This window comes from Bdellovibrio bacteriovorus (genome assembly GCF_001592735.1).
Lineage (GTDB): Bacteria > Bdellovibrionota > Bdellovibrionia > Bdellovibrionales > Bdellovibrionaceae > Bdellovibrio > Bdellovibrio bacteriovorus_D.
Map to the genome: position 1 here is coordinate 76,898 of NZ_LUKE01000005.1, position 19,430 is coordinate 96,327.

Annotated in this window: 24 protein-coding genes; 12 read left to right on the forward strand and 12 right to left on the reverse strand. The window is 44.6% G+C overall.

Translation table 11 applies throughout. From position 1 onward, the window contains the following. Positions 1 to 70 precede the first annotated feature (70 nt). The gene (locus tag AZI86_RS16480; protein WP_061836390.1) at positions 71 to 1,141 is read right to left on the reverse strand and encodes a M56 family metallopeptidase; all 1,071 of its coding nucleotides are present in this window, start codon (positions 1,139 to 1,141) and stop codon (positions 71 to 73) included. A 1-nt stretch (position 1,142) separates the two neighbouring features. Next, positions 1,143 to 1,526, reverse strand: coding sequence for a BlaI/MecI/CopY family transcriptional regulator (locus AZI86_RS16485; RefSeq protein WP_061836391.1), 384 nt, complete (start codon positions 1,524 to 1,526; stop codon positions 1,143 to 1,145). Between the two features lie 265 nt (positions 1,527 to 1,791). Here AZI86_RS16485 and AZI86_RS16490 point away from each other — a divergent pair, with 265 nt between their 5' ends. Next, positions 1,792 to 2,553, forward strand: a complete 762-nt coding sequence (locus tag AZI86_RS16490; protein WP_061836392.1) for a 3D domain-containing protein — start codon at positions 1,792 to 1,794, stop codon at positions 2,551 to 2,553. Here the strand turns inward: AZI86_RS16490 and AZI86_RS16495 are convergent. Then, complete coding sequence (locus AZI86_RS16495) at positions 2,548 to 2,880, reverse strand: hypothetical protein (RefSeq protein WP_061836393.1); 333 nt, start codon at positions 2,878 to 2,880, stop codon at positions 2,548 to 2,550. The genes AZI86_RS16490 and AZI86_RS16495 overlap by 6 nt on opposite strands. A gap of 117 nt (positions 2,881 to 2,997) precedes the next feature. Here AZI86_RS16495 and AZI86_RS16500 point away from each other — a divergent pair, with 117 nt between their 5' ends. The 4 genes from AZI86_RS16500 (at position 2,998) to AZI86_RS16515 (ending at position 6,674) form a co-directional block, all read left to right on the forward strand. Next, entirely contained in the window at positions 2,998 to 3,819 is an 822-nt protein-coding gene (locus AZI86_RS16500; RefSeq protein WP_061836394.1) for a TfoX/Sxy family DNA transformation protein, read from the forward strand. A gap of 116 nt (positions 3,820 to 3,935) precedes the next feature. Next, entirely contained in the window at positions 3,936 to 5,471 is a 1,536-nt protein-coding gene (locus tag AZI86_RS16505; protein WP_061836395.1) for a MerR family transcriptional regulator, read from the forward strand. A 20-nt stretch (positions 5,472 to 5,491) separates the two neighbouring features. After that, on the forward strand, positions 5,492 to 6,148 hold the full coding sequence (locus AZI86_RS16510) for a hypothetical protein (RefSeq protein ID WP_061836396.1): 657 nt from the start codon (positions 5,492 to 5,494) through the stop codon (positions 6,146 to 6,148). A gap of 58 nt (positions 6,149 to 6,206) precedes the next feature. Continuing rightward, positions 6,207 to 6,674 carry a hypothetical protein gene (locus AZI86_RS16515; protein WP_061836397.1) on the forward strand — a complete coding sequence of 156 codons (468 nt, stop codon included), beginning with the start codon at positions 6,207 to 6,209 and terminating at the stop codon, positions 6,672 to 6,674. Here the strand turns inward: AZI86_RS16515 and AZI86_RS16520 are convergent. The 3 genes from AZI86_RS16520 to AZI86_RS16530 form a co-directional block, all read right to left on the reverse strand. Then, positions 6,671 to 7,465 carry a hypothetical protein gene (locus tag AZI86_RS16520; protein WP_157684741.1) on the reverse strand — a complete coding sequence of 265 codons (795 nt, stop codon included), beginning with the start codon at positions 7,463 to 7,465 and terminating at the stop codon, positions 6,671 to 6,673. The genes AZI86_RS16515 and AZI86_RS16520 overlap by 4 nt on opposite strands. Before the next feature lie 11 nt (positions 7,466 to 7,476). After that, positions 7,477 to 8,283, reverse strand: a complete 807-nt coding sequence (locus tag AZI86_RS16525; RefSeq protein WP_061836399.1) for a hypothetical protein — start codon at positions 8,281 to 8,283, stop codon at positions 7,477 to 7,479. Between the two features lie 74 nt (positions 8,284 to 8,357). Continuing rightward, on the reverse strand, positions 8,358 to 8,687 hold the full coding sequence (locus tag AZI86_RS16530) for a DUF1904 domain-containing protein (RefSeq protein ID WP_253715995.1): 330 nt from the start codon (positions 8,685 to 8,687) through the stop codon (positions 8,358 to 8,360). A 54-nt stretch (positions 8,688 to 8,741) separates the two neighbouring features. Here AZI86_RS16530 and AZI86_RS16535 point away from each other — a divergent pair, with 54 nt between their 5' ends. Beyond that, positions 8,742 to 10,061 (forward strand): MBL fold metallo-hydrolase, encoded by a 1,320-nt coding sequence (locus tag AZI86_RS16535; RefSeq protein WP_081111978.1) that lies wholly within the window; start codon positions 8,742 to 8,744, stop codon positions 10,059 to 10,061. Positions 10,062 to 10,077: 16 nt separating this feature from the next. Here the strand turns inward: AZI86_RS16535 and AZI86_RS16540 are convergent, their stop codons facing one another. Beyond that, positions 10,078 to 10,317 carry a hypothetical protein gene (locus AZI86_RS16540; RefSeq protein WP_061836402.1) on the reverse strand — a complete coding sequence of 80 codons (240 nt, stop codon included), beginning with the start codon at positions 10,315 to 10,317 and terminating at the stop codon, positions 10,078 to 10,080. A 168-nt stretch (positions 10,318 to 10,485) separates the two neighbouring features. Between AZI86_RS16540 and AZI86_RS16545 the strand changes: the two genes are divergently transcribed. After that, complete coding sequence (locus AZI86_RS16545) at positions 10,486 to 10,974, forward strand: DUF4442 domain-containing protein (protein WP_061836403.1); 489 nt, start codon at positions 10,486 to 10,488, stop codon at positions 10,972 to 10,974. Here the strand turns inward: AZI86_RS16545 and AZI86_RS16550 are convergent. Both AZI86_RS16550 and AZI86_RS16555 read right to left on the reverse strand, forming a co-directional pair. Further along, positions 10,971 to 11,150, reverse strand: a complete 180-nt coding sequence (locus tag AZI86_RS16550) for a hypothetical protein (protein ID WP_061836404.1) — start codon at positions 11,148 to 11,150, stop codon at positions 10,971 to 10,973. The two genes, AZI86_RS16545 and AZI86_RS16550, sit on opposite strands and share 4 nt — an antisense overlap. A gap of 122 nt (positions 11,151 to 11,272) precedes the next feature. Further along, entirely contained in the window at positions 11,273 to 12,127 is an 855-nt protein-coding gene (locus AZI86_RS16555) for a BPSS1187 family protein (RefSeq protein ID WP_061836405.1), read from the reverse strand. Positions 12,128 to 12,233: 106 nt separating this feature from the next. Here AZI86_RS16555 and AZI86_RS19275 point away from each other — a divergent pair, with 106 nt between their 5' ends. The 4 genes from AZI86_RS19275 (at position 12,234) to AZI86_RS16570 (ending at position 16,055) form a co-directional block, all read left to right on the forward strand. Continuing rightward, positions 12,234 to 12,371, forward strand: coding sequence for a hypothetical protein (locus AZI86_RS19275; protein ID WP_157684742.1), 138 nt, complete (start codon positions 12,234 to 12,236; stop codon positions 12,369 to 12,371). Positions 12,372 to 12,382: 11 nt separating this feature from the next. Continuing rightward, on the forward strand, positions 12,383 to 12,838 hold the full coding sequence (locus AZI86_RS16560; protein ID WP_061836406.1) for a YaiI/YqxD family protein: 456 nt from the start codon (positions 12,383 to 12,385) through the stop codon (positions 12,836 to 12,838). Between the two features lie 92 nt (positions 12,839 to 12,930). After that, positions 12,931 to 15,501 carry a U32 family peptidase gene (locus tag AZI86_RS16565; RefSeq protein WP_061836407.1) on the forward strand — a complete coding sequence of 857 codons (2,571 nt, stop codon included), beginning with the start codon at positions 12,931 to 12,933 and terminating at the stop codon, positions 15,499 to 15,501. A gap of 83 nt (positions 15,502 to 15,584) precedes the next feature. Then, a complete protein-coding gene (locus tag AZI86_RS16570; RefSeq protein ID WP_061836408.1) occupies positions 15,585 to 16,055 on the forward strand; it encodes a hypothetical protein in 471 nt (156 codons plus the stop codon). Between the two features lie 9 nt (positions 16,056 to 16,064). Here the strand turns inward: AZI86_RS16570 and AZI86_RS16575 are convergent, their stop codons facing one another. Then, positions 16,065 to 16,349, reverse strand: coding sequence for a chorismate mutase (locus tag AZI86_RS16575; RefSeq protein ID WP_253715996.1), 285 nt, complete (start codon positions 16,347 to 16,349; stop codon positions 16,065 to 16,067). 13 nt (positions 16,350 to 16,362) lie between these two features. Then, complete coding sequence (locus tag AZI86_RS16580) at positions 16,363 to 17,580, reverse strand: class I SAM-dependent rRNA methyltransferase (RefSeq protein ID WP_061836410.1); 1,218 nt, start codon at positions 17,578 to 17,580, stop codon at positions 16,363 to 16,365. A 138-nt stretch (positions 17,581 to 17,718) separates the two neighbouring features. On the opposite strand from AZI86_RS16580, the gene AZI86_RS16585 reads away from it, so the two are divergent. After that, complete coding sequence (locus tag AZI86_RS16585) at positions 17,719 to 18,951, forward strand: JmjC domain-containing protein (RefSeq protein ID WP_061836411.1); 1,233 nt, start codon at positions 17,719 to 17,721, stop codon at positions 18,949 to 18,951. Here the strand turns inward: AZI86_RS16585 and AZI86_RS16590 are convergent. Then, positions 18,940 to 19,413, reverse strand: a complete 474-nt coding sequence (locus tag AZI86_RS16590) for an 8-oxo-dGTP diphosphatase (protein ID WP_061836412.1) — start codon at positions 19,411 to 19,413, stop codon at positions 18,940 to 18,942. The two genes, AZI86_RS16585 and AZI86_RS16590, sit on opposite strands and share 12 nt — an antisense overlap. Positions 19,414 to 19,430 lie beyond the last annotated feature (17 nt).

Genomic DNA, 19,430 nt, shown 5'->3' on the forward strand with positions numbered 1-19,430 from the left:
AGGCAATAAAAGACCCCTCTCTTGTTTTCGCAAAAGATTTTTTGGGTAGGATCTTTGATTATTATTTAAATTACTCTTCGCACTTATTCTTTTCGACCGGAATACGCAACCAAGATTCAATCATCTGTTCGTGATGAACCTGGGAACACATCATCCCCGTCTCAAAGTTTCGTTGTACGGACTCTTGCACTGTCGACCGCGCTTGAGCCACGGAAAAACCTAATGAAATTAAAACCGAACCAAAGATCATGAAATTCACCAAATTCTTTTTTGGCTTTAGCTCTTGGTTTAAAACCAATGCCTCCATGCGTTCCTTGGTTTCTTTAAACGTGCGACTGGCATTCAATGCCAACGGATTATGTCCCGTCACGCGGTGCAAACTTACCACTTCAATCAAAGTCTTAATATAATCTTTAGCTTTTACTTGCGTCGTCACGACCGCTTGTTCATCCGCCGCCATTTCAATGGCCAGTAAATGCTTTTTTGCCAAGAAATACAGAAACGGATTGAAAAATAAAACACGACGACCCAAGAGTTCTAAAACTTTCCAAATAGAATCTTTATCACGCACATGAACCAGTTCATGGGCGATAATATGGGTTATATTTTCAGAACTCATTTTCAAAATTTCTGACGGCAAAACCACCTTATGCGAAAAAAGACCTTCCGCATAGGGACTAGAAGAATTCTTAGAAATTTTTAAAACCACGCCAGACTTGATTTCAAATTTGAACACAAGTCCTTGGAAGCGACTAAGCAGTTCTTTGTCTTGGGTATCTTGAAGATCGGCGTCGGTTGATTTCCAGATTCTAAAAAGGTCTAATACCGCAAAGCCCACGAATCCTGCCACCCATAAGGCCGCCAAAAAACGCGTCACCGTAAAGAAAGATTTATCTTTAGCAAAAAGACTAAAACAACCACTAGCAAGTTCTGGATCGACACAAACAACCCAAGCGAAACTTAAAATAAAAACCACCAGTGATAAAGTCACCTGCGTATGAAAGAAATATTTCATCTGCTGGCGAGTGGCTTTTTTATCAATGAACAAAGAGGTCACAAAAAGAACTGCCAGCACGATCGCCGAGCTCAAAACCCCGACCGTTAATCCTCTCCATACGTAATCAAAAAAGGTGAAGTCCATTTTACCCCCCCTTTTGATCTAGCTTCGCCGCGAGGGTTTTAAGCTGATTAATTTCTTCGTCCGATAACTTGTCTGAGGAAAGAAAATACGAAAGCAAGGGGCTCATAGAACCGCCCAAAGTCTTTTCGACAAAGTCAGAAACCTTGCTTGAAAGCACATCGCCCGTTTCAAATTTAGCAGAGTACTTAAAAACTCCATCAACCTGAGAGCGAGTTAAAAAACCTTTTTTTCTTAAACGTTCCATCACGGTTAAGACCGTGGTACGCGCTAAGCCTTTGGACTTTTCAAAATGTTCCGCCACGTCTCGCACCGCCACCGGCGCGCATTCGTTGACGTACTTTAGAATTTCCATTTCTTGCTCTCCCAAACGGGGCATCTTCTTCATAAGGTCCTCGCATACTACAGCTGTAGTCTATCATGACTACGGATGTAGTCAAAAAAATCTTGAGGCCAGTCTTTGTTTGAGACAAAATAACTAGACGAAAGGGACTTGACCCTCACACGATGGGATAGCCGACACAGTCCGCTTGTAAATACTCAAAACCTCGAGTTCCGGGGTGATCTTCGCGTGTAAGCTTTTTAAACTCCCCTTATGGAATTGAATCCTGTAAGGGGGTTCGGGTATTGAATTTCAAAAGAGAGGGGGTCAAATGATGAAGTTATTATTCTGTTTACTATTGCTCCCTGTCTTTACAATGGCCGAAGCAGAACAGACACTTCCTGCGCCAACAATGCCCCCGGTGGTGGTTCGTCCTCTGCCAAAACCTGACGACATATTATTCTTAAGTCCGACCATTTATTATAAGCCCGTATTAAGTGCGGATCCCGCCCAATGTGCCGGAACTCCAATGGTTGAGCTTAAAGATATCGAAGATAAAGTCCTGACCGTCTTGTGCCCGAAAGATCACGCCAACTGCTTGATGCAAGGCGCTTGTTACGTGGCTGACGAATGGGGGCGCTTGCGATCCTTTAACTATGTTCGTCGAGGCGTTGACCAATTACCGCGTTGGGGCGAAGTGAATACTTCAAAATGCCCTTACGGCTATGGCGTGCGCAATGTCTGCTTAGATCCGCATTACTCTGTCGCTGCTGATTTAGATTTTCATAAATTAGGCGATGTGATTTTTGTGCCTCGCTTAGTCGGCGTGGCAATGCCTGATGGATCCACTCATCATGGATATTTAGTTATTCGTGATAAGGGAGCGGCCATCAAGGGTCCTCATCGCTTTGACTTCTTCACCGGCTTTGTCGAACCTTATGTTTCAGCCAACATCATGCGCAAGCTTGGATTTTCTGAAAGTAAAAACAGCTTTGTCTATCGCAAAGCGACTGCAGAAGAAGCTGAAATGGTTCGCCGTTACACGGCCTACCCAGGACTTATCCCAGTCCCCACTCCTCGCCCGGAATTATAAAATCATCGGCCCGCTGACAAAATAGTTTGCCGTGCCGATAGCAGCACCTAAAAGCAAACCGCAGATCGCCGTTGGTAATGTCGCTTTCGGATTTCGCTGTGAGGTTACAATCATTGTGGGAATCATACCCAGAAATCCGATAACCGCCCCTTTAAACCACGGCGCCATATCCCAAGACACAAATGGAATTAAAAGACCAATAAACACCCACTGCGCAAACAGCGACGCTATGGAAACACGGGGGATGTTTTTATTTTTAATCATCGGCAAGATATCAATAAGTCCGGCCAAGATTCCAAAAAAAAGAGCAATTAAAACGGCGTACATAAGGCCTCCTTTGCTAGCTTGGCAAAGAGTGTTGCCAAGGGCAAACACGATTCAAAAAAAGGCGTCAAAGATTGAAATTTTGCTGCAAAATCGAAAGATTTGACAGTAAGTTGACTCATGGCCAAAGAACCCCAAGAACTTAAGTGGATTGAAAACCTATTGCCCGAAGGCGGATACCGCCGTCGCGGGATGTTCGGCGGCTTTGGCTATTACGTCGACGACAAGATCGTGCTTTTGATTTTTGAAAGTGAAGGCGGCAGCCGTACTTACAAGAAAAAAACTTATAACTTTGATCTGTGGAATGGCTGCATGTTCCCGGTGGATCACGAGCTGCAAGAAAAAGCTTTGCAGCAATGCCCGTTTCTGGTTCCGCACCCTATTTTGCCTAAATGGCTGTATCTGCCTTTGCATACCGAAAATTTTGATGATTTGGTCGAAGAAGTGATCACGCGCGTTTTTCGTCCAAATTCTTTTTGGGGAAGCATTCCAAAACCGAAGGGCAAAAAAAATTCCACCAAAAAGTCTAAGTCTATCGACGATGGAATTTCCGTTAAAATGGATACCCGTCGTCCGCGCATGTTTTCCGATGAACCTGCCGAAGACGTCTTAGCAAAAGCGACCAAAATTTCAGACTTAAAAAATCTTGGGGCCACGGCCGAAAAATCATTTCATCAAGCCGGCATTAAAACTCCGAAGCAGTTTTTTGCTTTAGGTTGGAAAAAGACTTTATTAAAACTTGCGGCCGTAAATAAAAAGAATCTGCATGCCATTTACGGTTATGCCTTGATTGGGGCTTTGACCAATAAAGAATTCAACATGATCACTGAGGACGAAAAACAGCAGGCGCGTGAGTTCACCAAAGCGGTCCGCGAGGCCGAAAAAGCCAAGTCCAAAGCCAAACCCAACGCGACCGTTAAAAAGAAGACTAAAAAACGCTAACTCCCTAGATCTAGGGCTTTGATTACTAGTGGACCTCTGCGTTAGCCAAAACACCCCCATTGACCTTGCCGTTACGTCAAACCCTATGGTTGATTTAACGGAAAGGATTCCTTTGTATGCTTTCAATTGGTCGTTTTGCCCAACTAGCCCAAGTTTCACCACGCACGATTCGTTACTATGAGTCTATTGGCTTGATAGAGTCCGGATCGCGTGGCGAAAACAACTATCGGTATTACGACGCTGTCCTTGTCGACAAGGTGGAAAAAATTCGAAATCTGCAAGGGTTGGGTTTCAGCCTGGATGAAATCAAAGACATCATTCAAGTTTCTCCGAATTTATTTGTGCAAAACCTGCGTAAAAAATTAGAAGAAGTTGATACCGAGATTGCGACGCTTCGCGAGCGTCGCTCCAAACTGAAAGACCTTCTTTCCGTATCACTTAAAGTGGATTCAAGAGAATCCATCAACGATACTGAAAGGAAACAGTACATGGACGCTATTCACGAAGAGATTTTAACCAAACTTAAAGAAAAGCACGGGATCGTTAGCGAAAAGCATCTGCAATATTTAAAGCGCGATCGCACCTATGCCACCGAAGAACAGCAAGATTTTTTACGAGCCTTAAAACGCTGCTTGGATTTTGCCAAAGAACGAAATTTAAGATTAGGCCCCGTCCGCGGTGGTGCGCCCTCAAGCTTGGTCTTACACGCCTTAGGGGCGAACCCCTTGGATCCAACCCAGCATGAAGGATTTTTTCCAGAACGTCTTTTGACTCAAGCCCCCGAGGTGCATATTGATGTCGAGTTTGAAAGAGGCCAAGAGTTTGTCGACTTCTGTAAAGAGACCAATCGCGTCTTAAAATACGGAAAAATCGAAGCTTTCAAGATGCCGTTCTTAGATATCATGAACAATGTCGACGCAAGATTAGGAACCCCGATTGATTACAATTCTTATGATTCAGATTCGGACATCGTTTTAAAACCTTTCCGCACCGGAGATCTAGAAAAAATATTTGATTTCGATATTTCTCCAGGAGCCATGATTGAAATGTTGGATAAAAGTCTTCCCGGTCATGCCGGATCCGAAGCCTTGAAGAACTATGTTCGTTCTCAGAAAATCCATTCGTTCCGAGATGTGATTAACATCACCGCCGTGTGGCGTCCGTATTCACCAGAAATGATAGATCACTTAAATCAATATCGTGCCGCCAAAATAAATCCATTTAAGCACGAGTGTTTAGCACCTGAACTGCAAGAATATTTAAAGCCCAACTTCGGCATGGTTTTGTATCATGAAGACATCCTACGTATTTTAACTTATTACACCGGATGGGAAGCCGAACGTTGCAATAGACTTCGTCGGGATCTTTTTAGAGCAAACAAAAAAGTCGCCAAAGAGGATCTTGCGGACTATCAAGAGCTTTGCCAGATCGCTCCACCCAAGGTGGTGCAGCTGATCTTAGACAAAGCCCCCACTTCATTTTGTCTTCCGCATGCGGTGGCTTTTGCCGGCTTCACGAAGGCGTCGGCCATTCTTCAAACTTTACATCGTGACATTTATTTTGAAGAGATCAAAAAATGGGAAGATAAAAACAAATTTAAGTGGGATGATATCGGCGTAGCCTGGGAAGGCTTTTCGATATTGCAGACTTAAAATTCATCTAAGGAGTAATCATGACCGACGTGCAATTTCTTGAATGTAAAATCAGAATGCCAATGATGGATTTACCAGTACGGACGACGGTCATCACTTTAAGCAATGCCAAGGTCATGATTTCCCCAGGGTCTAAGCTCACTAAAGAAGATTTAAAAAAAGCCGGTGCGGTGACGGATATCGTGGCCCCTTGCATGCTTCATTGTGGTGGCATTCAACAAGCACGCGATGTTTTCCCGCAGGCGCGAGTATGGGGCCCTCAAGGTGTGAATTTAGTAAAGCCTGAAATTCCGTGGAACGGATTTTTAGATGAAAAGACGTGGCCTTACCAAAATGAACTCAAACTGATTGAACTTAAAGGCCTGCCCCGCAACAGCGAATGTGCGTTTGTTCATAAAAAATCAAAATTGCTGATCGTGCAAGATCTGTTTTTCAATATGGGTAAACCTAAAGGCTTTGGAGCGTGGCTTTTTACGCATTTATTTGGCACCTACAACCACTTTGCCATGAGTCGGCTATTTAAAATTTTTATTAAAGATAAAGAGGCCTTTAAAGTTTCCGCTCAACAGCTTTTAGAAGAAGATTTCACCAAAATTGCGGTTGGACACGGAAATCTTTTTGACGGTGGCCCAGCAGAAGTCCTAAGCGCCTTCCAAGAACGCGGCTTTAAAGTTTAGTCTTGTAATTTTACGTCCTTCGCTGACAGGTCAGTTTAAATCAGGTTTTACTGAACCTATGAAGCTGGCTTTTCTTTCTTTAATTCTCTTTATCCTGCCTACCCACTCCTATGGTAAACTTTGTGCGGTAAGTTCGACGTCTTGCGAATTCTATTCTTGCATGGAGCAAAAAACTCAGTGCGGAGACAGCGGTTATTGGAAAAAGTTAGGCCTTTATTACTGTCAGAAGTTTTTGTTTCATGAATCTGATTTTTCGCCAGCTTCTCAAAAATGGCTCCAGGATTCGCGTCTTTGTTTACAAAAAAGATCCCAGCATCTAGCATCCGCGGGACTTACTTGCGATCAGATGCGGGAAGAAGCGCTAGACACCCACGTTGGCTGCTATGTCGATACCGGTTTTTGTAAGTTAAATCTTCAAGACAAAAATAAAATCTATTGGCGTCTTTCTTCGGCCATGGCTTATCCCGCTATTTGGAAGCAAGTTTTTAAGGTCAGTCAGATATGTCAAAGCCAGGGATCTCATTAGGCAATTTTAAAGACAAGATACTGTTCGTCTTGGGTACGATTGAATTTTAAACGCACACTTTTTTTGCGATCAATCGAATCTAGGATCAGTGAACGGCTTTGCAAGTCTTTCGGAAGCTCGCCTGTTCCTTGCAACCAAATTTCGTCGCCATGGCATTTTATGACTTTCGCAAAATGACCAAAGCCTTCAAACTCCACCACCGTGCCCCGGGCAATAACAAAGTCTTTGACCTTGCGCCCTTTGCGCACCGGTTTCTTCGTAATTGGAACAACGGTCGCTTTGTTTGTCTCTGATCTTTGTTCGATTTTTTTTGTCGCAATGGCCGTCAGCTTTACCGTCCTGGGAGCACTGTCTACGGATGCTGCTTTAGCCGCTCGCACGGCTTTAAGCTTACGTTCCACTTCTTGGTTCAACCGGAATTCCGCACGGAAGACGATGGAAAAAAGAATGATATTTACAACCAATCCCAGCACCGCTTGCACAACACTGAATTGGATGTCTTTTTTGAAAGTATAAAGATTTAAGAATATCGTTACACCTAAGATCGCAAGGACTGGAACCCAGGCAGAACTTTTCCCGCGAAACATCAAATAGCCGACGACAATTTTAGAAATGCGCAAAATCCACTGCACGGTGGTCGCCGCCATAAAGATGGCCCATAACTGAGTCGGTGACCATTTATCGGGAATATGGGGGTTTGAGGCCACACTTAAAAAGAAATTAAAAAATGGAGACGCTAGCAGTAAAGCCCCGGCGATACGAATGTAGCGCTCATCATCGAGCCACTTCATTCGGCTGCCCATTAGATCGCCTCTTTTTTATCATCCGTTGCGGGAACTTCGCCCTCTTCGGCGAAACGCATTCTTAAAGTGGGCTCATCAGAAGCGGATTCAACAATGACTTCTTCCTCTGCGCCACCGGCACGACGTTTTTTGATGGCATCACTGAAAGCAATAACCAAACAGATCGCCAAAGGGTCAAACACCACGACAAAGACCATGATCAGATACTTCACTACATCGTCGATGTTCATGTTAAAGGCTTTAGCAATGTAAATCAGCGGACCGACTTTTTCTTTGACCTTAATGATGTTCAATTTAGCTTGTTCGATTTCGCCTTCGATTTGCGCATTTTTATCTTTCAATTCGCGAATCATTGGTTCGGCTTCTTTTCGAGCCGCCAATTTTTTAGAGATACGTGTATCCGGGATTTCGTCCACCCCGCGTGTGATACGATCGGCTTCCTGATTATTGTGCAACTGTTCGTTTTGCAATTTTGCGAGCTTGATATTTTCAGCTTCAAGAGTGGACGAAGACGCAAGGTAGGCATCCGACAAAAAACCAAAAACACCCATGCTGGTAATTCCACTTAAGATGACCACGCAGGCCACTAAATAAGCTTTAAATACGATGTGAATACGATTCCAGACTTGATGAAGATAGGCGGCAACCACAAACTTGGCAAATTCTAAGGCACTCGCCATCAGCCACACCGCTACGATAGCACCAGTAAATAGCTTACCCAGGCCGACAACTGAAAATGCCGCCCCTAAGGTTGAAACGGCGATTGCCGCTAATGCTAATCCAACTATGACCCAAGCTTGTACCATAGAGAAAATATCGGAATTTCTGCCGATCGACTTTATCAGTTCTTAATGGACCTGGACTATGGGCTGGGACTATTTTAGAAATGCTCACCATTTTCATAGTAAGCCGCTTTATCTAAGGTTTGAAAGACCACAACCACATCTTGGGCCTGGGTCTCCGTCTTCACTTTTTGCGTGATCAACGCTGCCGTTTGATCTTGGACTTCTTGAGATCGAGCAAACCACAAAACCTCTACAAAGGGATACGATGGTGTCGCTTTACCACCAGAAAAGAATTCAGAACCAATCCATTCAAAGGTGAAGTTGTCTTCTGCCGTCCCAATGGTCTTTGCTAAATCTTTAACTAAGATTTCGCTCAAATTTTGCACGTGTTCTTTTTTTAAGGCTCTCATTCGAATATGTGGCATAGATCGAACATACTGCGTGTTGCAGAATTTTGCAAATCAATGTACACCACCAACATGTCGGTTCAAATTTCGCGGATTCTGCATGCGGGTTATCTTTTTGAATGCAATGATTTTAAAATTGCCTTTGATCCCCTATTTGAAAACCCGTTTAGCCGAAACTGCTATGCCTTTCCTTCGATAGAATTTGATCTTGCGGCTGTCAAAGATTTAAATTTCGATGCCGTTTTTATTTCTCACTACCACGATGATCACTTTTCTTTAGAAAGCTTAAATCTTCTAAAACGCGAAACGCCGATTTATATTTTTTCAATTTTTGAAGAGCTTATTGAATTGATAAAAGATCTGGGCTTTAAAGACGTCCATGCCGTGGAACTTTTACGCCCGATTCATTTAGGCCCTTTTGAAATAATGCCCCTTGAAGCTTTGGATGCCGATGTTGACTCCATTTATCACATCAAAGTGGAAGGCAGAAATATTTTGAATGTTGTGGATTCATGGATCGGGCCACGCACCATGGATCGTTTACGGCAAACCACATGGGATCTTGTGATGTGGCCCATGCAAACCATGCGCGAAATTGAAGTCTTAGCCCCTGCTTCCGCAGAGCCCGTGACACCTGAAACTTTAAAACTTCCCATCGAACTTATTGAACAGCTGCAAGAACTTAAACCCAAGGCGGTCATTCCCAGTGCGTGTCAGTTTCGGTTTGAAGATTGGTCGTGGTACAATCATGCTTTTTTCCCGATCACCTATGCCCAATTCGAAAAACAAGTTCAGGAAATTTTGCCGCAAGCAAAGGTGTTAAGACTGAATCCGGGAAAATCTTTATTGCTGACTGATAGTGACATCAAATACTCTGACCGTCTTCCTTGGATTAAACCCGTCGGCGATCAAGAGATTGACTATGAATTTAAGCCGGAATTACCGCCGCAAAGCATCGCCGATATCGCGCAGAGACTGCCCTCTCTAGATGAAAAACAAAAAAACCGGGTTCACGATTTTTGCACAAACGCGCTGATAAGCCGTTATCCGCAACTTTCAGCATTCGAAGAATCTTATTTTCAAAATAAAAAAATCTGGCGCTTAACGACCTACGATCATTACGGAGAAGCCAAACATTATTTTTACGAAGTTTATAGGAATCAGGTAACAATTGCGTCCACGTCCATATCACCCACGTGGATTACGGAAATTCCTGAAGTGAAAATTTATAATGCTTTAGAGGATGGTGAGTCGTTAACGTCCATTTATGTTCGTGTCACGAACCCCAAAGACTCTGACCCTTTGGAAGATCCATTGATTCGCAGTTTGTATGAAGGTCTTGTCGGTGGATATCAAAAAGCACAACTTAAGAAACTGGGGCTTCGCAAATAGCGAAGCCCCGTAAACTCTATTGATGTGTTCCTGTATCTTTTGTATCAGAGGTTCCTGGCTGACTCACTTTTGGGTGATCTTTGCCCTTAGAGCCTTTGTGCTTTTTCATTTTGCCTGCATTTTTGTCCGCTGGATTTTGCGGCGTTGTCGTATCTGTCGTGTTCATCGTGCCATGAGTGTCATGACCCGCAGCCGGATCATTGGCAAAAGCAGTTGAAGATAAAGCCATCGCGATAACAATTACTAAATGTTTCATAAAGTCCTTTCTATTGGGTCCTTGTGAACTCATCTTCGCAATATGTGAGCCGAAGTCTCGTTAAATTTTTGAAGGAATTATCAAGCTCTGTTGAGCAGATCAAGACTGTTATTTGACCTCACGGAAAAATCGTCTATCCTTAAGATCTCTGTATCTCCGAGGATATTCATGCAAAAAGAGAATTTTAAAAGTTGGTCATTTCGCGTTCTAATGAATATGTACCCCATGTTTTTCGGCACCGGGGGCAAGATCACTTTTCTAAGCGCCGATTATAAAAAAGCCGTCGTTCGTTTAAAACTGAATATGTGGACTTATAATTATGTCGGCACCATCTTCGGCGGAAGTCAGTTTGCGGCCCTAGATCCTTTTCACATGGTCTTACTTTTAAAAATCATCGGTCCTGAATATGTCGTCTTAGATAAAGCTGGAAGCATTCAATTTAAAAAACCCGGCCGTGGAAAAATCACCGCCACGATCGAATACGCCGACCAAGAAATCGAGGACATTAAAGCCCGCGCAAAGGCAGAGGGAAAATTTGAGTTGGTGCGCACCACAAACTGGGTGGATGAAGACGGACAGGTCATTTCGACCTTGCAGAAAACTCTTTATATCGCGACCAAAGAATACTTTAAAAGCCGCAAGAAGCTAGATCACTAGTTTCCCATTCTTTCTTTCAAAATTTGGGAAAAGCTTTTCTTAGAGTCACCTTGAGCAAAGTGCTGATGCTGAGATTGAGTATCTAATCCCGAGTTTATGACAGGTTTTGCTCTTTCAATCGCTGCGACCTGTTTGTAAGCACGGGAAACTGCTTGGACCTTCGTCGAATAGATCATGGACAACCTCCATGCCTATCTCTGAAGCAAAAATGCAGCCCACTTGAGCTGCATTTATTTTTTAATAGACACCTCGACTTGTTCCAAAAAACCCCACACGCGGGGACTTGCGGAACAAGACCTTAGCGAGCGGCCTTCATCAACAGGACCGTCCAAGGTTCAGCAAACCGGCTTGAAATCACCGACATATGCGCGTCCTGAACCGGGTCATCACGCATGATAATGTGATCTTCGTGCTTATCGGGCTGAACCAAAATCTTCATCGCCGCGACTTGGTATTCACTGCCGAAAAAATCTTTTTCGTGTAAAAGACTGAAATATTTCGCACGCGGAGTTTCAGACTTCAGCGCCAACCACCCCACCGGTCGACCATCTGCAAAGCGGTCTTGAGGGCCAGCTAGCATCACCACTCCCCTAGCCGGATGAAGCTTTGCCAAATAAGCCGCGTGCCCGGCCCCTTGCGAGTGGCCCGAGAAAATCACCTTATTCCAATTCACACCTTTATTGGAAATGTAACCAGCCCAGCGCTTCGCATCTGATTTAGCCAAAAATTTTAAAAGCTCTAAAATACGCGATTCAAGCGAGTTGATTTTATCTACTTTTACGATGCTGCTGACATCATCACCGGTCGCAATTTCTTCGCGAAAATGATCAAAACATTGTAAGTCTTTAGAGTCCTTACACGTTGTGGAAATCACACTGTTATCATAATCCATGGTGACGACATCAAAGCCCAAGCCTGCCGCATGTTCCGCATAAGCTTTTAGATCTGACGGCAGACTGCCTGTCCCACCAAAACTGATAAGCAAAATGTTTTTGGATTTTTTCTTAGACCAATAAACCTGATGAGGTCCCCGCATCTGCAAAATTTGTGGATTGGTTTCCTTCACCGGAACTTGACGGTTGATGACTTGAGCTTCGGCCAAAACCGCCGAAAATAAAAGAGTAACCATAAGAAATGAAATAAGATTTTTCATACCCTCTAGCTTACTTAAGAAGACTCCCCTTGGCAAACTTCCGAAGCAAGACCCCCTGAATAGGGGGTCTAAAATCGTTTTAATTAAAATGAGCTATCCTGCGCCAATGATTTACTTAGACAGTAAAGCGTTGCAAGCTAAGTACGGATCTGGCGACTTCACCGTGTTTTGGAAAGCCACCTCCGAAGATGGACAAGCCACGAATCGCGAACTGGCTCGCGTAATGACAAGCTTGACTCCGTAATTAAGGGTTTAATGCTGAATATTTACATTGATGCTGATGGCTGCCCCGTAAAAGATGAAACCTACAAGGTGGCCGAACGCTATCAACTGAAAGTCTTTGTTGTCGCCAACCAATATTTGAATATCCCCGCAAGTCCGCGCCTTGAAATGGTCGTCGCGGATAAAGGGTTTGATGCGGCCGATGATTGGATTGTCGAAAACGTCCAAGCCGGGGATATCGTCATCACGGCCGACATCCTGTTGGCCGAAAGATGTGTAAAATTGAAAGCCCGGGTTTTAGGGTCTAAGGGCATCGAATTCACCGAAGACAGTATCGGGTCCGCAGTCGCCCATCGCGAACTTATGCAGAACCTGCGCCATATGGGCGAAATGCGCGGGGGCCCAGCCCCCATGGATAAAAAGGACCGCTCACGATTTTTAGGCAAATTGGATGAAATTATCCAAGGCTTAAAGCGCGAAATGCGTTAGGAAAATGACGTTTTTTTGGTGATTTTTTCTATATATCCCCCAGCTCTAAATTCCCCTTGCGAATTTACCCCGCGACTGGCTAATTACAGCCCATGGAAATCAAAGATTTAAAGCGCCCCGAACTGCTTCTTCCCGTAGGTACCAAGGACATGGCCTTAGCCGCCATTCACAATGGGGCCGATGCCATTTTTATGGGGGTTCCAGGGTTCAATGCCCGCGGACGCAGCCACGATTTCCAAATCGAAGAAGTCAAAGACATCATCGACACCTGCCATCTTCACGGTGTGAAAGTAAATTTAGCTTTTAACATCCTCATCTTCCAAAACGAGTTCCAAGGAGCCGTAGAAGTTTTAGAAAAAATCTTACCACTGAAACCTGACGCCTTCATCGTTCAAGATTTGGGCTTGGTGCGTTTGATTCGTCAAATGGCTCCGAACCAACGCGTGCATGCCTCCACCCAAATGAGCATCACCAATGCCGAAGCCATCTCATGGCTTGATGACTTGGGCATCCAACGCTTTGTTTTAGCCCGCGAAAACTCGATCAGCGAAATTCAAAGTATTAAGAAAAACACCACAAAAGAAATCGAAGTTTTTGTTCATGGTGCATTGTGCGTTAGCTATTCAGGCCAATGCTTTACTTCAGAAGGTATCGGCGGCAGATCCGCCAATCGTGGTCAATGCGCGCAAAGCTGCCGCTTCACTTACGAAATGCATGTCGATGGCGAAAAGAAAGACCTTCAAGGGAAGTCTTTCTTGGTGTCCCCGCAAGACTTGTGCGGTATCAACGAAGTCCCAAAACTTTTAGAAGCTGGTGTGGATTGTTTTAAAGTCGAAGGCCGTCTTAAAACCCCTGAATACGTTGCCACTGCGGCCCGCAGCTTTGATGAAGCCATCACCTCAGCGCAAACGGGTCAGCCCCTGGGCAGTCCGGTCACCCTGAAAAAACAAATGGCCACCGCCTTTTCTCGCGGGTTTTACAGTGGCTGGTTCCACGGTGTAAATCACCAAGAACTGGTCGAAGGCACCTATAGTGCCCATCGCGGTTTTGAGTTTGGTAAAATCACTCGCGTGAATACCAACTCGTTAGAAGTCGAACTCAGTGACCTGACTTTCTTGCAAGGCTTAAAGGCTGACTTCATTAAACCTGGCGACGGGATCCTTTGGGTTTTCAAAGATCACCAAGGTCAAAGTGCAGAAAAAGGCGGATTTGTTTTTGCGGTTAAAAACCTTTCAGCCCGCAAATTTGAATTGGAATTCTCTCGCGATATCTCAATGGATGGCATCTACTTGGGCGCACGCGTGTTTTACAATCACGATAAAGATCTTAAAAAAGACGTCGCTTTAAGCGTTGAAGATAAGCAAAGAAAAAAACGTCTGCCGGTCTTTATTCGCGCGGAAGCCTCTTTAGGACAGCCCTTAAAAGTTCAATACACCGATGGAACCTACACGGTGACCGCCGTTTCTGAAAATATTTGCGAAGCGGCTAAAAATCGCGGCTTAAACAGCGAAGACCTTAAAGAAGAGCTTTTTGCTTTGATGGGAAGCCCTTTCCGTGGTGAAGGTTTTGAATGCGTGATTGATTCTTCAACGCCGCTGTTCTTACCAAACCGCCAAGTTAAAGAATTGCGCCAGAAACTTGTCAAAGAATTGGCGGACTTGCGCATTCAAAATGGCGCGGCCCCCGTCATCCCGCCGCAAGACGAAGTCATGAGCTGGATTGCGAGCAAAAAGGTTTCTAAAAACGCCACAGCAGGCCTTAAATTAAATCTTTTACTGCGCGATAAGGGACAAGCTGAAGACGTGGCTAACGCCGTTAAAACAGGCGAGCTGTCCGCTTCGGGAATCAATCTAGCCATCTTAGACTTTGAATTCGGTTTAGATTTTGGACCAAGTTTAAATGTCTTAAGAGCCGTCGGCCTTAAAGTGGGTGTGGCGACAACGCGTATTTTAAAACCCCTTGAACAGCGCAATATCAAACATCTTGCGAGCCTTAACCCTGATGCGATTTTAGCCCGCAACTTAGGGGCCGTTCAGTATTTGCAAGCGAACAACTATCAGGGCCAAATCCTTGGCGACTTTAGCTTAAACGTGGCCAATCATTTGACGGCGGAATACCTGTTAAATAAAGGCATTTCCACGTTGTGTTTGGGTTATGACCTTAATCACCTACAAGTCAGCGAATTGATTCAAGCCGGTCAGGCGGACCGTTTTGAGGTCACCGCCTACCAATACATGCCAAGCTTCCATATGGAACATTGCGTGTTCGCAGCATTCCTAAGCAAAGGTTCTAGTTTTAAGGATTGCGGTAAACCATGCGAAAAGCATGATGTGAAATTAAAAGACCAATTCGGCAACTGGCACCAAATTAAGCCAGATCAAGAATGCCGTAACACCATGTACAATGGAACATCGCAGTCTGCGGCTCGTTACGTTAAGGAATGGGAATCATTCGGTCTTGGGTATATTCGCTACGAGGCTTTAAAAGAGCGTGGCGCTGAACTTATCACGAAGATTCAAGCGCATTTGGACTTTATCAGTGGCAAAAAGAATTTGGATTCGTTGATCAAGGATTTGGGCAATGTTGAAAGTTACGGACTTTCTGAAAGCCACTTCCAACGCGAAAAAGAATATCAAAGCCGCAAAAAGGAACTTCGGGTGTAATCGATGACGGTCCTTTTGGTAGGCGTCATCGCGCCCATAGCCCTCATCGTCGTCTTTGACTTCTATTTCAGGGATAAAGCCTGATGTTCATCGGCCATTATGCGATCGCCATTGGGAACGCCTCATTTACCAAGGAAAAGGGTGCATTGACGTTAATCGCCCTTTCTTCCGCACTTCCTGATATTTTGATGCTGTCATTAAACCGTGTCGGAGTTTCTCTAAATTTTCACGCGGACCTTGGACTGTTAGCTTGTGTTTTGATTGTGATGCTATGTAGAGCTTTGTTGCGAGTTTCCAGAAAAGTATTTCTTTTGGCAATCCTGGCAATGGTTTTACATTTGCCTTTAGACCTTCCTTATATTTCGCATGATTCATCGAACTGGTACGCGCATCCGGCTTGGGATTTCACCCTGGAAGTGTCTTTACTTGTACTGTGCGGTGGATTTTATCTTCATCGGCAAAGACTTTCAAAACCAGCTTCTATGGCGTTTGTGACGATGTGTGCAGGGATCGTGGGTCTTCAGGCCGTTTGGAACTTTGTTGTCGGTTTTTAACCGGCAATCTTACTTAAATTTCGACTTTAAATAGGTCTCATACTCTCTTAAAACAGAATTCATAACCCCTTTAAGCAGAGCCTCAAACTCAGGGTCCGCCTGTTGGTTTACTCCTAAGGCCACAAAATCCTTCACGATCTGTGCTTCACGTTCGGCATTGAAAAAAGGCTGACCTTCTTGTTGTTTGATTTTCCAGATCGCCATCGTTAAATCACGACGGCGCAAAAGGAGCGCATGCATCTCTTTGTGAACCTGGTCAATTTCTTGGCGAAGACTGGCGATAGTTTCCATCATAAACCTTTTTAAATTAATCCAAACGGAACAGCGCAAATTTTAAATACCTTAGCTCTTCCATAGCCAAAGGATACGGATGATCCACCGGCTGCCCGCCCATATACACCAATGTCCCCTTTTTACGCGCACGTGAAAAGGCTTCCTGGCAGATTTCCATAAACTCTTTGGTCGAGATGTGGCTGGAACAAGAACTCGCCGCAAAAAGGCCCTCGTTATTCACAAGCTTGATTGAATTAGAAAAGACCTTGGCATAAGCCGCCTTGGCTTGCTCTACCGATTTTTCGTTGGGGGCAAAGCTAGGGGGATCGGTAATGACCAAATCATACTTTTTCTTTTCGGTGTTTAATTGCTCTAAATACGCAAAGGCATCGGTCGCGACATCGTGGTGAACTGTTTTAAGACCGTTGATTTCAAAGTTTCTTTCAACGGCTTGGATGGCGACCTTCGCGATATCGACGCTCGTCACCTCTTTCGCGCCACCTTTAGCGGCAAAAATAGAAAAGCCGCCGGTGTAGCTAAAAAGATTTAAAACGGTTTTATCTTTAGCAAAGTGCTGGATCATCTTGCGGTTGTCGCGCTGATCTAGGAAAAAACCGGTTTTTGCAGCATCACGAATGTTCGAGGCAAACAGAACGCCATTTTCAAGGAACTGTACTTCCGGGCGCAGAGTGCCGACGATATTGGTTCCTTTTTCATCAGCATCATTACGACGCTTTAGGTACACACACTTCACTGCCGGGAAAGCGGCCTGAATTTTCTCGGCAATCGCTGGCGCATGCCAGGTTCTTTCCATAATGGCGTGGTCATGCTTAATTACGGCGGTGTCGTTATAAACATCCACGATCAAGCCTGGTAGCCCGTCGCCTTCTCCGTTTATTAAACGGAAAGAATTGGTGACCGCCAGATCAAAAGTGCGACGAATTTCCACGGCCTTACGCCACTGGCTTTCAAAATAAAGTTCCAACGTCCGCTTGATATTGTTTTTTCTAAAAATCGGCTCATCGGCTAAAACCAAGACGCGAAAGCGCAACTGGGTGTCGTTTTGCCAGATCCCTAAGGCTAAGGTTTCGCCTTTATAACTTAAAAGGTGAATGCCGGACTTGACGGAACGACCCTCATCAAAGCAGTTCGCAAAAATCCAGCGGTGGCCTTGTTTAAGGTGCTTTGTCACATCCCTTTTAAGCTCTAGGGTGTGAACAGGTTCTTCAAATATAACGGCCGCTGGATTCATTAAGATTTCTCCGAAGGATGGGAAGTTTTAAGCTAATTTTACAGGGGCCACAAGGGGTTCTAGAGCTCCCTTCGCCCGGTTGGTAAATTTACAAGCCCGCCTTGACTCTAAAATCATTCTAAACGACTCTTCACGCCTATGAAATCCGTGGCCTTAGATCAAAAATTTTGGAAGCACTTTGCGAAGAATATTTGGGAAAAACAGGCCCTAGCGCTTAAGAACGTCAAATCCGGTTTGTTAGAGATGAGTGCTGCGGAAATCTTTGATCTTTTAGTCCTTTACAGCGACCGCTGCCGCAAGCTTAATGACCCTGAAGGGTTTAAGTTTTACATTGATGGCTTTAAGGCCGGCCCCGAAGACGTCTTGCAAGTCCTTCCAGAAAAATCAGACAAGTCCCTTTTAGGCTATCACCAGCGCATGGAAGCAGAGTTTTCAGATTATTGCCTGGTTTGTGATGAACTTTTGCAAGTGAACTTAAAAAAACAACACCTGCTCACCGACTTCACCGACGAGCTTTATCGCCACGTGGGATTCCCCAATCGTTTTTCAGAGATGGGCCTTTATTTAGGCAACTACCGCCAAACTCCGTTTGGAGTTCACGTCGATTCTTGCGGAGTATTCAGCTTCCCGGTTGTTGGAACTAAGAACTTCCGTTTATGGCCCGCGGGTTACGGCGAAAAGCATCCCGCCTTAGATCGCGCGTTTAAATACGACAAATACAAAAAAGATTCCGTGGTGATCAAAGCCGGCCCCGGCGATATGGTCTATTGGCCTTCATCCGCATGGCATATTGCTGAATCCGATGGGTCTTTCAGTGCGACATGGAGCTTAGGCGTTTGGGTCAACCAGCCCCACAAAGAAATGTTCACCGACTCCTTAAAAGATATTTTAAGCACCAAGCTGGGAGCCAAAGGCGATCTTCCGACAACAAAATTTAAAAGCTTGCACAACAAATCCGGTGAAGTGAGTGAGCTGCCGCAGGCTTATCAAGACTCACTGAGAACCTTACAAAACTTAACTTCCGAAGAGCTGCAAGAGGCCTTTTTAAAGTCTTGGATGAAGCATATTTCGCTACAAGGATTTAAAACCGTCCCCGGGGTCCGCTTGAAACTGTCCTATAAATCTAAAATAAAACTGCGTAGCGATAGGTCCCTGATCTTGTGGCAACAAGGTGTGATCAAGAAAAATACTTATTATTTTAGTTTCGGTGGAGTTTTGGTAGAAAGTAATTCTTTTCCACTATTAAAACTTGTGCAGGCCCTTAATGACCGCAAAGCTTTTGTGGTCGGTGAGTTTTTAAAAGGTAAAACGGCCCAAGCAGATCTTAAAAGTTTGCAAACCCTTGCGGATGCCGGCGCTTTAAGTCTTTAACCACTCAACCGAACTTACGGTTTTTAAATCCTCGCCATAAAATATTTTAGCGTTCACGGGCTCGTTCTTTAAAATTTTAGGCAGCCAGTACTTGGCATCATCCCACATCTTTTCAAATGGAATTTGTGATTTCGCCACCCACTGGGGTTTGATCTCCGCCGTTTCGGTGGGCGTGCCCTGCCAATGGGTGCAGGTGAATATGTAAACGTCGTGATGCCAGCCGGAAGATTCAGGAAAGATAAACTCTACGCGTCCGCCCTCGTACAAATTCTTTGGATCTATAGTGACATGAATTTCTTCAAGCACCTCGCGACAGGCGGCCTCAATGACCGTTTCGCCAGCATCCACCTTGCCACCAATGCCTAGCATTTTGCCTTGGCCAAAGCCGGTTTTCTTAACCCCTAAAAGAACAAGGTCTCTCTGATCATCCACCAGAAAGACCAATGTCATTTTCTTTTTCATAATCCCTATTCTGAAAT